The organism is Clostridium sp. AM29-11AC, from assembly GCF_003480545.1.
GTDB classification, from domain to species: Bacteria; Bacillota; Clostridia; order Lachnospirales; family Lachnospiraceae; genus Otoolea; species Otoolea saccharolyticum_A.
Genome location: NZ_QUJI01000003.1, coordinates 70,902 through 88,077, shown reverse-complemented (window position 1 = coordinate 88,077; position 17,176 = coordinate 70,902). Strand labels below are relative to the sequence as shown.

At 52.0% G+C, this 17,176-nt stretch carries 17 protein-coding genes; 5 read left to right on the top strand and 12 right to left on the bottom strand.

What is annotated here, in order from left to right; all coding sequences use genetic code 11:
- Positions 1-43 precede the first annotated feature (43 nt).
- The 4 genes from potA to DW757_RS03240 are packed head-to-tail and all read left to right on the top strand — an operon-like array spanning position 44 to position 4,407.
- Complete coding sequence (gene potA, locus DW757_RS03255) at positions 44-1,120, top strand: spermidine/putrescine ABC transporter ATP-binding protein (RefSeq protein WP_015574627.1); 1,077 nt, start codon at positions 44-46, stop codon at positions 1,118-1,120.
- Positions 1,113-1,946, top strand: a complete 834-nt coding sequence (locus tag DW757_RS03250) for an ABC transporter permease (RefSeq protein WP_008396386.1) — start codon at positions 1,113-1,115, stop codon at positions 1,944-1,946. Before potA ends, DW757_RS03250 begins: the two co-directional genes overlap by 8 nt.
- Positions 1,946-3,973 (top strand): extracellular solute-binding protein, encoded by a 2,028-nt coding sequence (locus tag DW757_RS03245; protein WP_118750972.1) that lies wholly within the window; start codon positions 1,946-1,948, stop codon positions 3,971-3,973. Before DW757_RS03250 ends, DW757_RS03245 begins: the two co-directional genes overlap by 1 nt.
- Positions 3,974-4,017: 44 nt before the next feature.
- Entirely contained in the window at positions 4,018-4,407 is a 390-nt protein-coding gene (locus DW757_RS03240) for a NifB/NifX family molybdenum-iron cluster-binding protein (protein ID WP_008396388.1), read from the top strand.
- A gap of 131 nt (positions 4,408-4,538) precedes the next feature.
- Here DW757_RS03240 and DW757_RS03235 read toward each other — a convergent pair whose 3' ends face one another.
- The 7 genes from DW757_RS03235 to DW757_RS03205 all read right to left on the bottom strand — a co-directional run bounded on the left by DW757_RS03235 (position 4,539) and on the right by DW757_RS03205 (position 11,913).
- Entirely contained in the window at positions 4,539-6,062 is a 1,524-nt protein-coding gene (locus tag DW757_RS03235) for a 4Fe-4S dicluster domain-containing protein (protein WP_008396389.1), read from the bottom strand.
- A gap of 164 nt (positions 6,063-6,226) precedes the next feature.
- The gene (locus DW757_RS03230; protein WP_021966710.1) at positions 6,227-7,135 is read right to left on the bottom strand and encodes a MurR/RpiR family transcriptional regulator; all 909 of its coding nucleotides are present in this window, start codon (positions 7,133-7,135) and stop codon (positions 6,227-6,229) included.
- 15 nt (positions 7,136-7,150) lie between these two features.
- Complete coding sequence (locus DW757_RS03225) at positions 7,151-8,086, bottom strand: ROK family protein (RefSeq protein WP_044930714.1); 936 nt, start codon at positions 8,084-8,086, stop codon at positions 7,151-7,153.
- Positions 8,087-8,162: 76 nt separating this feature from the next.
- Positions 8,163-8,615, bottom strand: a complete 453-nt coding sequence (locus DW757_RS03220; protein WP_087383712.1) for a YhcH/YjgK/YiaL family protein — start codon at positions 8,613-8,615, stop codon at positions 8,163-8,165.
- Between the two features lie 51 nt (positions 8,616-8,666).
- Complete coding sequence (locus tag DW757_RS03215; RefSeq protein WP_118750971.1) at positions 8,667-10,166, bottom strand: sodium:solute symporter; 1,500 nt, start codon at positions 10,164-10,166, stop codon at positions 8,667-8,669.
- A gap of 20 nt (positions 10,167-10,186) precedes the next feature.
- The gene (locus DW757_RS03210; protein WP_118750970.1) at positions 10,187-11,113 is read right to left on the bottom strand and encodes a dihydrodipicolinate synthase family protein; all 927 of its coding nucleotides are present in this window, start codon (positions 11,111-11,113) and stop codon (positions 10,187-10,189) included.
- Between the two features lie 107 nt (positions 11,114-11,220).
- Positions 11,221-11,913 carry an N-acetylmannosamine-6-phosphate 2-epimerase gene (locus DW757_RS03205; protein WP_021966705.1) on the bottom strand — a complete coding sequence of 231 codons (693 nt, stop codon included), beginning with the start codon at positions 11,911-11,913 and terminating at the stop codon, positions 11,221-11,223.
- A 291-nt stretch (positions 11,914-12,204) separates the two neighbouring features.
- Here DW757_RS03205 and nagB point away from each other — a divergent pair, with 291 nt between their 5' ends.
- Positions 12,205-12,948, top strand: coding sequence for a glucosamine-6-phosphate deaminase (gene nagB / locus DW757_RS03200; RefSeq protein ID WP_118750969.1), 744 nt, complete (start codon positions 12,205-12,207; stop codon positions 12,946-12,948).
- Positions 12,949-13,094: 146 nt separating this feature from the next.
- On the opposite strand, the gene nagA is transcribed toward nagB, so the two are convergent.
- The 5 genes from nagA to DW757_RS03175 all read right to left on the bottom strand — a co-directional run bounded on the left by nagA (position 13,095) and on the right by DW757_RS03175 (position 17,158).
- A complete protein-coding gene (gene nagA, locus DW757_RS03195; RefSeq protein WP_008396400.1) occupies positions 13,095-14,234 on the bottom strand; it encodes an N-acetylglucosamine-6-phosphate deacetylase in 1,140 nt (379 codons plus the stop codon).
- A gap of 96 nt (positions 14,235-14,330) precedes the next feature.
- On the bottom strand, positions 14,331-14,822 hold the full coding sequence (locus tag DW757_RS03190; RefSeq protein ID WP_008396401.1) for a tRNA (cytidine(34)-2'-O)-methyltransferase: 492 nt from the start codon (positions 14,820-14,822) through the stop codon (positions 14,331-14,333).
- 76 nt (positions 14,823-14,898) lie between these two features.
- Positions 14,899-16,071, bottom strand: coding sequence for an aminotransferase class I/II-fold pyridoxal phosphate-dependent enzyme (locus DW757_RS03185; RefSeq protein ID WP_118750968.1), 1,173 nt, complete (start codon positions 16,069-16,071; stop codon positions 14,899-14,901).
- A complete protein-coding gene (locus tag DW757_RS03180; RefSeq protein ID WP_008396403.1) occupies positions 16,068-16,550 on the bottom strand; it encodes an Lrp/AsnC family transcriptional regulator in 483 nt (160 codons plus the stop codon). Before DW757_RS03180 ends, DW757_RS03185 begins: the two co-directional genes overlap by 4 nt.
- Entirely contained in the window at positions 16,547-17,158 is a 612-nt protein-coding gene (locus DW757_RS03175) for an AIR synthase-related protein (RefSeq protein ID WP_118750967.1), read from the bottom strand. Before DW757_RS03175 ends, DW757_RS03180 begins: the two co-directional genes overlap by 4 nt.
- Positions 17,159-17,176 lie beyond the last annotated feature (18 nt).

Genomic DNA, 17,176 nt, shown 5'->3' with positions numbered 1-17,176 from the left:
TGCGGGCAGCTGCCTGCTTACTAACTTTACGGAGGATTTGGAAATGAGTCAGCCACTGATTGATCTCGTAAATATTACGAAAAGCTATGACGGCACGATTGTCCTGGACGATCTGTGCCTGTCTGTCAAGGAAAATGAATTTGTCACCCTGCTGGGCCCCAGCGGCTGCGGGAAGACCACTACCCTGCGCATTATCGGAGGCTTTGAGTCGCCGGATAAGGGAAGAGTGATCTTCGGCGGGCAGGACATCACAAACGTGCCGCCCAACAAACGGCAGCTCAACACGGTTTTCCAGAAATATGCTCTCTTTCCCCATATGAGCATTGCAGAAAACATCGCCTTTGGACTGAAAATCAAGAAAAAGCCGAAAGCCTACATTGACGATAAAATCAGGTATGCTTTAAAGCTCGTAAACCTGGACGGCTTTGAGAACAGAACCGTGGACTCCTTAAGCGGAGGCCAGCAGCAGCGAATTGCCATCGCCAGGGCCATTGTCAACGAGCCGAAGGTCCTGCTTCTGGACGAGCCCCTCGGCGCCCTGGATCTGAAGCTTCGTCAGGATATGCAGTATGAGCTGATCCGGCTGAAAAATGAGCTGGGAATCACCTTCATCTACGTCACCCACGACCAGGAGGAGGCCCTCACCATGTCCGACACCATCGTCGTCATGAACCAGGGCTATATTCAGCAGATGGGCTCCCCGGAGCAGATTTACAATGAGCCGGAGAACGCCTTTGTGGCTGATTTCATCGGGGAGAGCAACATTATCGACGGCCTCATGATCCACGACGAGCTGGTGGAGATCGCCGGGGCGAAATTCGCCTGCGTGGACAAGGGCTTCGGGAACAGCAAGCCGGTGGACGTGGTAATCCGGCCGGAGGACATCGACCTGGTAAAGCCGGAGGACGGAACCCTTCAGGGCACAGTCACCCACCTGATCTTCAAGGGCGTCCACTATGAGATGGAGGTAACAACTCCTGACGGCTACGAGTGGCTGGTTCACAGCACAGACATGTTCCCGGTTGGGGAAAAGGTAGGCATCCATGTGGAGCCGTTCGACATCCAGATCATGAACAAGCCTGCCTCTGAGGACGAGGAGGCCGTGGGAATCGATGAATAGGAAACACAGAAAATCACTGAAACAGTACCTGGCAGGGCCTTACCTGATCTGGATGACCGGCTTTACCATCATCCCCCTGTTTCTAATCGCATGGTACGGACTGACGGACGCCTCCGGCTCCTTCACCCTGGACAACGTGCTGTCCATCGCCACGCCGGAGCACGCAAAGGCTCTGTTTCTCTCCCTGGGACTTTCCCTCTTGAGCACGGCAATCTGCCTGCTGCTGGCCTATCCGCTGGCCATGATTCTGAGGAAAAAGAACATCGGCCGGGGCAGCTTCATTGTCTTTATCTTTATTCTGCCTATGTGGATGAACTTTCTTCTGAGAACACTGGCATGGCAGACGCTGCTTGAAAAAAATGGTGTGATCAACGGAATTCTGTCCGCACTCCACCTGCCGAATATCGCGATAATCAACACTCCGGCAGCCATCGTGCTGGGCATGGTGTACAACTTCCTGCCCTTTATGGTGCTTCCGGTCTACAACGTGCTGATCAAGATCGACGACAATACCATAAACGCCGCAAAGGATCTGGGCGCCAACAGCTTCCAGACATTAATCCACATCTGGCTTCCCTTAAGCCTTCCGGGAATTATCAGCGGCATCACCATGGTGTTCGTGCCTGCCCTCACCACCTTTGTTATCTCCAATCTCCTTGGAGGCAGCAAGATCCTGCTCATCGGAAACGTCATTGAGCAGGAATTTACAAAGGGAAGCAACTGGCACCTGGGCTCAGGCCTTTCTCTGGTGCTGATGGTCTTCATCCTGATCAGTATGGCTCTCATCGCCAAATACGATAAAAACGGGGAGGGGTCTGCATTCTGATGAACGGAAAATTAAATGTAAATGAAAATGAAATGATAAATACTGCGGCGGCGGACGTCATCTCTTCCTCCGGTGAAGCAAAAAACAGCCCCCATCTCTGGAAGAGAAGGCTTCGGAAGTTTTTTCAGGATTTTTACCTGGTGATCATCCTGATTTTCCTGTACGCCCCGATTTTCACCATGATGGTTCTGTCCTTCAATGACTCCAAGTCCAGAACCATCTGGGGCGGGTTCACCACAAAGTGGTACGCGCAGATGTTTGAGAACCAGTCTATTATGGATGCCCTCTACAACACGCTGCTCATCGCCTTCATCTCAGCCCTGGCGGCCACCATCCTCGGAACTCTGGCAGCCCTGGGCATCAACAGCATGAAGCGGGTTCCGAAAAACATCACCATGGGCATAAACAATATCCCGATTTTAAACTCCGAGATCGTGACTGGTATTTCCCTGATGCTCACCTTCATTGCCTTTGGAATCTCCCTGGGCTTTAAGACTATCCTGATTGCCCACATTACCTTTAACCTGCCCTTTGTCATTTTAAGCGTCCTGCCCAAGCTTCGGCAGACCAGCCGCTACACCTACGAGGCTGCCCTGGACCTGGGCGCAAACCCGCTTCAGGCATTTTTCAAGGTAGTGTTTCCGGACATTATGCCCGGCGTGCTGTCAGGCTTTCTGATGGGCTTTACCCTGTCCCTGGACGACTTTATCATCACCCACTTTACCAGAGGCGCAGGCATCAACACCCTGTCCACCCTGATCTACAGCGAGGTGAGAAGGGGAATCAAGCCCTCCATGTACGCCCTGTCCACGATCATCTTCGTGACCGTGCTGGCCCTCCTTCTGATTACCAACTTTGCTCCGAAGGAGAGTGGAGCGAAACCGCAGAAGAACATGCAGCAAAGCGCGGATAAGGGAAGGAAAATCTCCGGCCCGCATCTGAAGAAAGGGCTTTTGGCCGCTGCCTCCTTCGCCATTGTAGCCGTTGTCTGCTTTACCACCTACATCAGATATACGTCAAAGCCGGCGAATGAGCTCTACGTGTACAACTGGGGTGAGTATATTGATCCGTCTGTCATCGAGGAATTTGAGGCGGAGACAGGCATCAGGGTTACCTATGACCTCTTTGAGACCAACGAAGAAATGTATCCCGTTGTGGAGGCTGGAGGCGTAAGCTATGACGTGGTCTGTCCTTCCGACTACATGATCCAGAAAATGGCGGAGAACGGCCTTCTGGCTGAGCTCAACTACGACAACATTCCAAATATTAAGAACATTGACAGTCAGTATCTGGAAAAGTCCGAGAGCTTTGATCCCGGAAACCGGTATGCGGTTCCCTACACCTGGGGAACGGTGGGTATCCTCTACAACACAAAGCGGATCGAGGAGCTGGGCGTACAGCCCCCATCCAGGTGGGCGGATCTGTGGGATCCGGCCTACAAGGGCGAGATTCTCATGCAGGACAGCGTCCGGGACGCCTTCATGGTAGCTCTCAAATCCCTGGGATATTCCATGAACTCCACAGACGAGGGAGAGCTTGCCCAGGCAAGAGATCTGCTGATTGCCCAGAAGCCCCTCGTACAGGCCTACGTCATTGACCAGGTGAGGGACAAGATGATCGGCGGCGAGGCTGCCGTGGGCGTCATCTACTCCGGCGAGATGCTCTTTATCCAGGAGGAGGTTGCCAGACAGAATCTGGATTACAGCCTGGAATACGTGATCCCGGAGGAGGGAACGAATATCTGGATTGACGCCTGGGTGATCCCGAAAAATGCGAAAAATAAGGAAAATGCAGAAAAGTGGATTAACTTCCTGTGCAGACCTGATATTGCCAAGAAAAATTTTGAATACATTACCTATGCCACCCCAAACAAGGCGGCAAAGGAGCTTCTGGAACCGGAAATCCAGAATAACAAGGCCCTCTTTCCTGACACGGACAAGCTGGAAAATTCCGAGGTGTTCCAGTATCTCGGCGATGCGGTGGATATGATTTACAATAACCTCTGGAAAGAGGTAAAATCTCAGTAGGCGGCAGAAACAGCTCTTATTTTAGGCGAAGAAAGGAGTTTTTTATGAAGATAGCAATTCCCTATGCAGACGGCCTTGTCTTTCAGCATTTTAATGAGGCCTCCCTTTTTAAGATTTACACGGTGGATGATTTCGACATCCTGTCCTCCGGGCTCGTGACCATCTCCCAGGGCACGCCGGCGCAGACTGCTGAAAGCCTTCGGGAGCAGGGCGTCAACGTAGTCATCTGCGGAAATATCGGAGTGGCATCGCTTCTGAACCTGCAGGATGCAAAGATCCAGGTCATGGGAGGCGCCTACGGGGAGGCGGACGCTCAGGTGGAGAGCTTTCTGAACGGCCAGCTCCACTTTGAGACAAAGGAGAGCCGCAGGGAACAGAAAGACGGGGAGAGCAACGGAAACGTGAGCGCCTGCGGCAGCACCCAGTGCTTCTAAACTTCTCCTTCTGCTTATCTGCCCAACAGGAACTTTCCTGCAGGGCAGGTAAGAAGAGTAAACAAGCGCAGCGCCGGACAGGCTTTAAAAGATGCCTGTCCGGCGCTGCGCTTATTCTTTCTCTCTGTTTTTTAGTCAACCAGCTTGTCCAACTCTTTCACATGCTCCGTCTCATTGGAGGTCTTGTGCTTTGCCTTGGCCGCATACTGGTTTACTGCAACCTGGGACTTCTTGATCGGCTGCATGGTTCCTGCTCCGGCCACACATCCGCCTGGGCAGGCCATTCCCTCAAGCAGATAGCCGTTGTACTTTCCTGCCTTTGCCAGGGTTAAGAGCTTGCGGCAGTCCTTTAAGCCCTCTGCGTTGGCCACCTTGATCTCCCGATCCGGGAACCGGTTCTTGATAACGTCCACCACGGACTTGGCCACTCCTCCGGCTACGGCAAAGTTACGTCCGTCTGTGGAGGCGTCATTTACACCGTCCGGATCTTCTTCGATATTCTCAATATCCACATGCTTTGCATCAAAAATTCCCGCCATCTCCTCAAAGGTCAGAACGAAATCCACCTCGCTGCGGACGCTCTTTCTCATGGCCTCCAACTTTTTAGCAGCGCACGGTCCGATGAATACAACCCTGGCATTCTCGTGCTTGCTCTTGATCAGCCTTGCTGTCAGAGTCATAGGAGTCAGGGCCATGGAAATGCAGTTTGCATAGTCCGGGAACAGTTTCTTGGCCATCATGGACCAGGCCGGACAGCAGGAGGTTGCCATAAACGGGAGCTTCTCAGGCACTTCCTTCACAAAATCAATGGCCTCCTGAGTTGCACAAAGATCCGCTCCGATCGCCACCTCAAATACATCGGCAAAGCCCAGAGCCTTCATGGCTGCACGGAGTTTTCCAGGTGTTACCTTCGGGCCGAACTGTCCCACAAACGCCGGCGCCACAGCAGCGTACACACGCTCACCGGACTGAATCGCCCTGATGACCTGGAAGATCTGGGACTTATCTGCAATCGCTCCGAATGGGCAGTTTACAAGACACTGGCCGCAGGAAACGCACTTGTCATAGTCAATGTCAGCCTTTCCGTTCACGTCGGAGTGGATGGCATCCATGCCGCAGGCAGCAGCGCAGGGGCGCTCCTGAACGATAATGGCGTTATATCCGCAGACCTCCTTGCACTTTCCGCACTTGATGCACTTATCCTGATCAATGTAGGAGCGTCCGTTTGTCCGATCCAGGGTGACAGCTCCCTTGGGACACACCTCCACACACGGGTGGGCCAGACAGCCCTGGCAGCCGTCTGTCACATAGACGCGCTTTTCATGACAGGCGTTGCATGCAAATTTGATTACGTTAATTAACGGCGGCGTGTAATAGGTCTCGGCCCTGTCAGCCGCCTCAATATTGTCAGACAGCGGCGCGTGCTCGCCGGCTCCCCTGCAGGGAAGGCCCATGGCAAGTCTCAGTCTCTCGCCTACGATTGCCCTCTCCAGGAAGACGTCGTTTCTGAAGTTTCCTACCTCTCCCGGGATAATCTTGTAGGGAAGCTCCTCAATTCTCTTGTCCACCGGCCATTCTGTGTGATAGGCCATGCGTGCTACTTCGCGGAAAATCCTGTGTCTGATTTCCTGGATTCGTGTTTCTACTCCTCTCATACTGTAACCTCTCTGTCCTTTTCCTCATACTCTGTTTGATGGTTTTTATTTGCTAAAGGGCGCTTCATGCCCTCTATATGCCTGAACCGTTAAGAATATAACGCATTTCCGGACAAAATAGCAAGTTTTTAATTGCATACAATCCACATTTTAACAGGTTTTTTCTACCTTTCCCAGGTTTCGGCTTCCTCTCCGCCTCTTTTCCTCTCCTTTTTGTCTGCCCCCGCTTCCAGAATTTCCCTGTCCTTTTTGCCTTTCCCGGTATTCTGCAGAGCATCCATGGTCAGTTCGTGCAGTGCCTCTTTGCGGAAGCGGTCGCTCTGCATATAGTGAGAATAGAGAATATCTACCAAAATGAGAATAGGGAACTGAGGGGAAATGGCTCTTCCGTTTTCCATGTGCTCTTTCACCGCAAAGAGAAGCACCTCATCGCAGAAGGCGTCAAAGCTCCGATCCCTTCTGGAAGTCATTAAAACTACCCTGGCCCCCTGGGCCTTGGCCGCCTTCAGCGAATGGATTACCTCCTCCGTCTGTCCGCTGACGCTGATGCCGATCACCAGGCATTCATCTGATACGAGAACCGAGTGCATCTTCATCAGGTGGCTGTCTGTGATGGCCTGCACGTTGACGCCTATCCTCATGAAGCGAAACTGCATCTCCTCTCCCGCCAGACCGGAACTGCCCTTTCCGTATATATAGATTCTCTTCTTTGCCAGAAGCAGATCGAGAAAACGGCCTACCTGCGACTCGTCCACCACGGCATACGTTCTGCTGAGAAGCTCCTGGTAGGTTTCCAGCACATGCTTGGTGGTGTCGTTGGCCTTTTCCTCTGTCCTCTGCTCCTCAAAGCTGTCCAGATAATAAAAGAGAAATTCCCTGTAGCCCTTATAACCGCATTTCTTTGCAAACCTGGACAGGGAAGCCTCTGAGACAAAAAGGCGTTCTGCTACCGCCTTCGCTGCCAGATTTTCGCGCTCAGTATTGTGAATAAAGAAATCGCCGATTACCTTTTCCATGGGAGTAAAGGTGTGATAGGACGATTCAATAAAAGGGACGACGGTCTTCTTTCCCATAATCATCACTCCTGTCTACATCGGGAGGCCGCCATGGCGGCTCATAAAATGGCACCAGGCCCCCAGCATTCCTGCCTGATTCTGGTTCTCAGCGAAGGCCAGTCTCGTATGTTCTGATACTGCGGGGATCAGGTACCGGTCCATTGCTTTTCGGATCCTCCCATACAGGTACTCCTTCTGAGCCATAATTCCTCCTCCCAGCACTACCACCTGGGGATTCAGAACGTAGCAGATATTCGCAATTCCCATGCCCAGAGCGTCAGTCATCTCATCGATGGCCTCCACACAGTCCGGATCGCCTGCCTTGGCGTGCTCGAAAATCCATTTCCCATTGATTTTCTCCGCCAGCTTCGGCTCTCTTTCAGCCTTCCGCTGTGACACCCTCCTGGTCAGGATACGGCTGGCACCAATCTCCTGAAACGTGCTCCCCATCATGTGCATATAGCCTACCTCGCAGGCGCTCCCGGAATATCCGTGGAATACCTTTTTGTCTATTACGATAGCCCCTCCGATTCCCGTTCCTATGGTCAGGCAGAGGCTGATCCCTGCATCCCGGGCCGCTCCGAAGTGCGCTTCTGCAAGCCCTGCGCAGTTCACGTCATTTTCCACCTCACAGGGCAGGTGAAATTTCTCCTCTATCAGCTCCTTCACCCTCATTCCCGTATAATCCGGTATCAGGTGAGGCGCAGCGTGGAGAATCGTACCTGCCTTTTCGTCTACCATCCCTGCCGTGGAGATGCAGATTCCGGCAATTTCTCCTGAGATCTGCCCGTTCAGGGCCTCCCCGGATTTCACCTCATCGATAATCCGGTATATTTTTTCCATTATCGCAGGCCCGCCAGCCAGAGCATCCGTAGCTGTCTCCCCTGTCATCAGGAATTCTGCCTTTTCATTTAACAGGCCGTACTTGATGGAGGTGCCTCCCACATCGATGCAGATATATCGTTTCATACACTTATTTCCTTTCTGAAAACCGCACATGCTCAAACAGGGGGCCTGAAAAAGCCCCCTGCTCCCCTCTCGGGGATCAAATCTGAATTTTAAAAATTGCTTTTTTGATCATCCGGCTCACTCCGCCGGCGGCTACAGCCGTCCTGTGTCCGTCCTTCGGATAGCAGATGAGGAAATCTCCTTCTGTCAGAACCGCATGGCTGTTGGGTTCTCCCTCGCATGGAAGGAAATCGTCCTTCTCCACAAACTCCTTCTGAACCATATTGTCGATAAAGTTCAGATCGATCTGCTCTGTCCCGTCCAGCATAAGGTGCAGATCCAGATACTGTCTGTGGGCCTCCCAGAAACGGTTTTCCGGGACTGTTGTCTCGTACTCCACAATATTGACAAACAGTCTGTCCCCGTCAATGGGGTGGCTTCCCTTATCAAAGCTCTTTAAATCGTGCTCCTTTGCATAGTCAAAGCACTTCTTAACGGCGTCCGGCAGAAAACCATAGTCCCCCAGATCCCTGATATTTCCAAATATCATACTGTCTCCCTCTCTCTTTCTGTTTTCACTGACAGAATACCACATCCGGCACTAGCCGTAAATGGTCGTATGCTCCGGCGGTTCCTCCCCTGCTTTCTTCGTCGCCAGGCTGACTGGGATGCCCACAATCAGGGACACAGCGATGGAGATAATGGAGTAGGACCAGATAGATACTGCACCTGGCGGCGTCATGTACTTAATGGCAATCATCACAATGGAGGCCACCACAAAGGCTGCGTATGCGCCCTTTGTATTTGCACATTTCGTAAAAGTTCCAAGAATAAAGGTTCCCACGAGAATTCCCAGTACCAGTCCCATGAATCCGTTAAACCACTCATAGGCAGATTTGATTTCTCCGTTTGCCAGAATCATGGAGACAGCGATGGAGAAGATACCGACGCCCAGAGATACAAACTGGGCGATTCTCGTCTGCGTCTCAAAACTCAGCTCCTTCTTCGTAAGCCTCTCCTGAATGTCCAAAGTCCAGCTGGTTGCCACTGAGTTGAGGCCTGTGGACAGAGTAGACTGGGAAGCCGCATAAATCGCTGCCAGAAGAAGTCCCGTGATTCCCACCGGAAGCTGGAATGCAATGTAGGATGCAAAAATCTGATCCTGCTGCGCTGCCGGAGGAAGAGGGTTTCCCTGAGCCTGGTAGAACACATAAAGTCCTGTTCCAATCAGATAGAATACAGTTGCAATAAAGATGGAAAGCGCTCCGTTTGTGAGCATCATCTTGTTTAATTTTTTCGTATCCGTCGTCGTCGTGAAGCGCTGTACAATATCCTGACTGGACACATAGGATGCCATGGTGTTTAATCCTGCGCCCACAATCATCAGGAACACGCTGTCCCTTAACAGGTTCGGGTCAAAGATCGGCTGGTCTGCAGCCAGGAATTTTCCTTCCGCCGTAAACTCGTGCATAATGGCGCCGAAGCCTCCGTCGATTCCTGAAATCAGGTAAATAAGAGCGAAGGTAACGCCTACCAGAAGGACGCTTCCCTGGATAAAGTCTGTCCAGAGGACGGATTTGAGTCCTCCTGTATAGGAATAGATAATTGCAATCACGCCCATTACGATAATCAGGATATTGACGTTGATGCCTGTAAGCTGTGACAGAACCATGGAGGGAAGGTACATGATAATAGACATACGTCCCACCTGGTAAATGATGAACATAGCCGCGCCCAGAATCCGAAGCCCCTTGCTTCCAAACCGGATTTCCAGATAGTGATAGGCCGTATCAATATCCAGCCTGCTGTAGATCGGCAGGAAAAATTTGATGGTCAGCGGAATGGCAACCAGCATACCAAGCTGGGCGAACCACATGATCCAGGTTCCCGCATAGGAGTTTCCTGCCAGAGACAGGAAGGAAATCGGGCTGAGCAGCGTGGCGAAGATGGAAACGGAGGTTACCCACCATGGAATGGTTCCGTCTCCCTTAAAAAATTCTTTTCCCTTCATCTCCTTTTTAGAGAAATGAAGACCTGCAAACAATACGGCTGCCAGGTAGACAACCAGAATGACTAAGTCTATGACTGTAAATCCCTGCATTTTCTCTCCCCCGTGCTATTTTACACGTACTTTTCGATTGTTTCTCTTACCATTGCCGCTGCTTCCACAGCAATTTCTCTGTCAGCATCATTTAATCCTGTCAGAGGCTCCCGCACGCTTCCGATGTCAAGACCTGCATTAATGCGGAGCATTTCCTTTGCAACTGCGTACATGTTGCCGTGTCCGCTGCACATCTTGTAGATAATGGCGTTCACTGCGTGCTGAAGTTCACAGGCCTTCTCATTCTCATGGGCTTTAATGAGGTCATTAAGCTTCAGGAACAGCTCCGGCATCACGCCGTAGGTTCCGCCGATTCCGCCGTCTGCACCGATGGCCCGCCCGCTTACGAACTGCTCGTCGGGGCCGTTGAATACGATAAAGTCCTCTCCGTCTGCTGTTCCGGCAGCCTTAAACATCTGGATGTCCTGTGTGGGCATGGAAGAATTCTTGACTGCAACCACCCTCGGGTTCTTCTTCATCTCTGCAAACAGGCTCATGGTCAGAGCTGTGCCGGCAAGCTGAGGAATATTGTAGATGACGAAATCTGTATTGGGGGCTGCCTCGCTGATGGTGTTCCAGTAGGCAGCGATGCTGTACTCCGGAAGGCGGAAGTAAATGGGAGGGATGGATGCGATAGCGTCAACTCCCACGCTCTCGGAGTGTCTTGCCAGCTCTGCGCTGTCCCTCGTATTATTGCAGGCCACATGGTTGATTACCGTGAGCTTTCCCTTAGCCACTGCCATAACATTCTCGATGATAATTTTTCTCTCTTCCACGTTCTGATAGATACATTCACCGGAGGAGCCGTTTACATATACGCCCTTTACTCCCTTGTCCACAAAATACTGTGTCAGTGCGCGCACCCGCTCCGGGCTCACGTTGCCATTGTCGTCATAGCATGCATAAAACGCCGGAATAATTCCTCTGTACTTGTCTAAATTTCTCATTTTACCCTTCCTTTCAGGCCTCTTTGGCCACCCTGCGAAATCATTTATCTTTCCTTTGCCGCCTTTTCTCTCCCAAAAAGCAGCGGCGCCGCTGCCAGGCTCTCTGCCTACTTCCCGGCCAGTGCGTCTGTAAACGTCTTTGTAATTACCTGGGGTCTGGTGATAATGGAGCCCACCACCACGCTGAAGCATCCAAGCTCAATCACTCTCTTTGCTTTTTCCGGCGTGTTGATATTTCCCTCGGCAATGACCGGGTGCGTTACCTTTTCCAGAATCGTCCGTATGATCTCAAAATCATTGGCCTCAATCCTGTCTCCCCGGCTCTGCTCTGTGTAGCCCACCATGGTTGTCCCGATGAAGTCAAATCCCAGTTCATCTGCATGAAGGGCTTCTTCAATAGTGGAGCAGTCTGCCATCAGAGGCTGATTTGGATATTTTTCCCTGATTTCCCGGTAAAATTCATCCAGCGTTTTTCCCTCCGGTCTCAGCTCAATGCCGGCCTGAACGGCTATGATCTCCGGTTTCACCTCCATCAGCTCATCGATCTCCTTCATGGTCGGAGTAATGTATACCTGGCTGTCCTCATAATCTCTCTTTACAATTCCAATAATCGGCAGATCGACGTTTCTTCTGATCTCTGCTATATCCTCCTTCGTGTTCGCCCTGATTCCAGAGGCTCCGCCCTGCATGGCTGCCAGAGCCATTCTTCCCATAATGAAGGAAGAGTGGAGAGGTTCCTCCGGCAGTGCCTGACACGATACAATCAGATGCCCTCTCAGTCTCTCTAAGCATTTATCCATCATTCCGCTCCCTTTCCGTGTTCAGCAGCTTTCTCGCCTGCTTTATTCCGTTTGTGGCCTTAGTATAGCATTGCTGAAATTTTTTTCAATATAAAAACGCTCTTCTGAAAGTTCTTTCACGAAAACCAGAACTTTACCTCTCTTTTTCCTGAAATACTCCACCTCTTTTTGTGGAAAATGCATAGTTTTTGAAAGTCCTTTCAATTTTTAATTCCCATTGAAAAAACATATTCTTTTCGTTTATAATGGGTTTAACAGAATATAGATTGCCATATAAAGGAGATTTCAATCATGAGAATTATCAGAACTGAGAATTATGAGGAATTGAGCCGCAGGGCAGCCGATCTGATCGCTGCCCAGATCCTTGTAAAACCGGACTGTGTGCTGGGCCTGGCCACAGGCTCCACTCCTGAGGGAACCTACAAAGAGCTGGTAGACCGCTATGAGAAGGGGAGCCTTGACTTCTCCCAGGTTTCCTCTGTGAATCTGGACGAGTACAAGGGCCTCTCCGGCGACAATGATCAGAGCTACCGGTATTTTATGAACCACCACTTATTCGATCACGTAAACATTGACAAGACGCGCACCCACGTTCCAAACGGCCTTGAGCCGGATTCTGACAAAGCCTGTGCAGACTACAACGCTCAGATCCAGGCCATGGGAGGCGTTGACCTGCAGCTTCTCGGAATCGGCGGCAACGGACACATCGGCTTCAATGAGCCCTGCGAGGAGTTCATCGTGGAAACCCACTGCGTGGACCTGACTCAGAGCACCATCGAGGCAAACGCACGCTTCTTTGCCTCCATCGACGAGGTTCCGAAGAAGGCCTACACTATGGGCATCGGAAATATTATGGCCGCAAAGAAGATTCTTCTCCTGGCCTCCGGCAAGGGCAAGGCTCAGGCCATCTATGACACCTGCTTCGGCCCGGTTACGCCTCACGTTCCGGCCTCCGTCCTTCAGCTTCATCCGGATGTGGTGATCATCGCTGACGAGGACGCTCTCTCCCTGGCTAAGGAGAAGGGTGCCATCTAAAAACGGTCCTTTCATCAGAAAAGGCTGCCGTCGGAATTTTCATTCCGCAGCAGCCTTTTTTAATAACAGCAAGAATGCCGCTTTCGCGGCCCGCCGCAGGTGAAGAATCCTGCAAAGCAGGATTCTTTCTTATTTCATGCAAATTTCTACAGCATTTTCTTTCCCCTGCAGTACGTCTGGGCCACATCGTAGTTATCTTCCAGAACCACAAGATCCGCATCGTATCCTGCGCAGATTTTTCCCTTCCTGTCATCCACGCCCAGGCATCTGGCCGGGTTGATGGTGCAGGAGTTGAGCGCATAGTCAAATGGAATCATGGCCTTCTCCACCAGGATCTGAAGCCCTCTGTTCATATGGAGGGTACTTCCGGCGATGGTGTTCGTGCCCTTCAGATAGGCAAGACCCTCCCTGCTGATCTCGATGTCATGGCCGCCAAGCTGGTACTTTCCTCCCGGAGGGCAGTGCTTAGCCCGGAGGGAGTCGGTGATCATCATGGCAAAGTCGCGTCCCTTCAGCTGATAAAAATTGTTGAGGGCGGACACATCGGAGTGATGGCCGTCCGCAATAATCTCACCGTAAATATCCCTCACCCGGAATGCAATTCCTACCAGCCCCGGCTTTCTGTGGGTAAACGGCGTCATCCCGTTGTACACATGAGTCATGGATTTCGCTCCGTTTGCGATGGCTGCCATGGCCTGCTCATAAGTTGCGCAGGAATGTCCCATACTGGCCACAACGCCTGTCTTTGCCAGATAGCGCAGAAGCTCCATATCTTTGTCATGCTCCGGCGCGATGGTGATATAGCGGATATGGCCTCTGGCCGCCTCCTGGTACTTTTTAAACTGCTCCACGCTTGGCACTGCAATGGCCTCCGGCGGCTGAGCCCCCTTGTACTCCATGTCCAGAAACGGCCCTTCGAAGTGGATTCCGAGAATCTCCGCGCCCTCATACTCCCCTTCCATCACATCCGCCACATTTCTGACAGCCGCTGTCAGAACGTCCGGCATCTGCGTCACGGTAGTCGGAAGAATGGAGGTAACGCCCTCCTCAGGGATCCTTCTCATCCAGTTTTTCAGTCCCTCCGGCTCTGCGTCATTTGTGTCAAAGCCGTAGGCGCCGTGGGTGTGTACGTCAATGAACCCCGGTACAATCCGCTTCTCCTCCCAGTCCTCGTCGGCCTCTCTCTCTCCGTAGGCCAGGACCCGTGAAATCACGCCGTCCTCAATCTCAAGCTGGAACGGAAGGAACTGCCCTCCGATCCATACGCGTTTACTCTGAAGAATCATACTATTCCTCCTTTTCGTGTCTGACTTCCCATCTGCGCTCTGCCTTTTCAGCCATTTTTCGCGGCGGCAGAACTGCCGCTTTCTGTCTCCTGTCCTCTATTCCCACTCGTAATTTCTCAGATGCCCCTGCATGGTCATCTTCTCGAAGCCGTTCTGTCTGAGCGCCTCATAAAGAATGATGGAAACGGAATTTGACAGATTCAGAGAGCGGATATCGCCCCACATGGGAATCCTGACACAGGTTTCCTGATTTTTCACCAGGATGTCCTCCGGGATTCCCCGGCTCTCGGGGCCGAACATGATATAGCAGTCCGGCTCATAGCTGGCCTCTGTGTAGACATTGGGCGCCTTGGTGGTAGCCATATAGATTTTTGCCCCTGGATTTCGGTCGAGAAAATCCTGATAATCGCTGTAGACCGTCACATCCAGCTTGTCCCAGTAATCCAGCCCAGCCCGTTTTACAGCCTTCTCGCTCAGCTTAAAACCCAGCGGCTCTATCAGATGAAGCCGCGTGCCCGTAGCCACACAGGTTCTCCCGATATTTCCCGTATTGGCCGGCATCTCCGGCTCATAAAGCACTATGTTCATCTTACGTCAACCTCTGCTTCTGTTCTGTTTTCCCGCCGCATATCTGCAGCGTTTCTTTCTCCTGCCTGTGGGCTTCTCAGCGCCCTACAGTGTCCAGCCTGACTACGAACCGGCGGATCCTTCTGATCGCACGCTTCAGATCTTCCATGGAATAGGCGTAGGATACCCTCAGATAGCCCTCTCCGCAGTCGCCGAAAGCAGTTCCCGGCACTATAGCAATTTTCTCCTCCCTGAGAAGCCTGGTGGCAAACTCCTCCGAGGTCATGCCAAAGCGCTTGATACAGGGGAACATGTAAAAGGCTCCGTAGGGCTCAAAGCAGTCCATTCCCAGGGATCGGAACTCTCCTAACAGGTATTTTCTCCTCTCATTGTAGGAGCGCTTCATCTCCTCAATATCACTGTCCCCGTTTTTGATCGCCTCCACTGCCGCATACTGGCTGGTGGTAGGAGCGCACATGATAGCGTACTGGTGGATCTTTAACATCTGTTTTAAGATCTGCTCAGGCGCGCAGGCGTAGCCGATTCTCCACCCGGTCATGGCATAGGCTTTGGAAAAGCCGTTGATCAGAACAGTTCTCTCCCTCATGCCCGGAAGGGAAGCAATAGTCACGTGCTTTTTCCCGTAGGTCAGCTCCGCGTAGATCTCGTCGCTGATGATAAAGAGATCCTTCTCCCTCACCACCTCGGCGACAGCCTCCAGATCCTCCTTCTCCATAATGGCGCCCGTAGGATTGTTCGGGAAAGGCAGAATCAGGAGCTTCGTCTTCGGCGTAATCTTCTCCAGCAGCTTTTCCCTGGTGAGCCTGAACTGATCCTTTGCCTCCAGCTCAATCACCACGGGAACTCCGCCGGCCAGAATGGTGCACGGCACATAGGACACATAGCTTGGCTGAGGGATCAGCACCTCGTCGCCCGGATCCAGCATGGCCCGCAGCGCGATGTCAATGGCCTCACTGCCTCCGATGGTGACCATGACCTCGCTGCTGTAATTGTATTCCACCTTCATCCGCCGCTTCATGTAATTGCAGATTTCTATCTTCAGCTCCTTGAGTCCTGCATTGGAGGTGTAGAAGGTTTTTCCCATCTCAAGTGAGCGGATGCCCGCATCTCTCACATGCCACGGAGTGTCGAAGTCAGGTTCTCCCACTCCCAGAGAGATGGCTCCCTCCATCTCATTGACAACGTCAAAGAATTTCCTGATTCCTGACGGCGGAATCGTCACGATTGTACTTGATAACGGATTTCTCATGGGTTAATCAACATCCTTTCATCCTGGGGGCCGTCACTCAAGACAGTCCCATGGTCTTTATATTTTTTCAGTACAAAATGGGTGGCCGTGCTGATGACGGAATCGATGGTCGCCAGCTTTTCAGATACAAACTGGGCCACCCCGCGCATGGTCTTTTCCTCCAGGATAACGGTGAAGTCATAGGCCCCGGACATCAGATACACTGATTTCACCTCGCTGTACTGGGAAAGCCTCTCCGCAATCTTGTCAAAGCCCATCTGTCTCTGGGGAGTCACCTTCACCTCAATCAGGGCAATCACCTTCTCTTCCTCCGTGTTGTCCCAGTTAATCAGGGTGTGGTAACCGCAGATAACATGTTCTTCTTCCATTTTCGCGATCTCCGCCGCGACTGCCGCTTCGCTCTCCCCAAGGATTTCCGCCAGCTCCGCTGTGCTGATCCGGCTGTTCTTCTCGATGACCGCTAAAATTTTTTCTCTCATACTTTTACCTCCCGCTGATTTAAAATTTTCTCTATCTCATCCGGCTTTGGCCGGTCAAGAAACGTCTCTGTCTCTCCATTCAGGATCCGCCTTGCGATCCCTTTCTCCACTTTTCCGATGACGGCTCCCTCAACGCCTCTCTTCCTGAGAGCGTTTAACGCCGAAAACCCGTTGTCCGCCGCCATGAGAAGGCATCCGCCGGAGCTTAACCGGTACGGGTTTATGTCAAATACCTCACACACCTCCACCGTTTCCTGAAGAATGGGGATGGCGCGAAGCTCTATGGTACATCCAAGCCCATAGGCTTCCAGCAGGTTCCAGAGGCTGTTCATAATGCCTCCGTCTTCAGCCGGTTCTGCCTCCGTCACCCCTGCCTCCCGGAAAAAGCCTTCCCCAAGTCTGTTCTGTGCAAAGTTTTCTGCATCTTTGTCAAGGCTTAAAAGCCGCTCTGCATAGGAAGCGGAAAAACGTTCCCTGAGAGCCTTCTCACCGGCCCTCGCAGCTGCTGCGGCGCCGGTGAGACCGATGCTTCCCGCCACAATTAAATCCTGGCCCGGCTTAAGAAAGCCGGGCCTCTTTTTTTCTTCTCTGCTGTGATGTCTGTTCATGCCTTTCCTCCCCTTCCT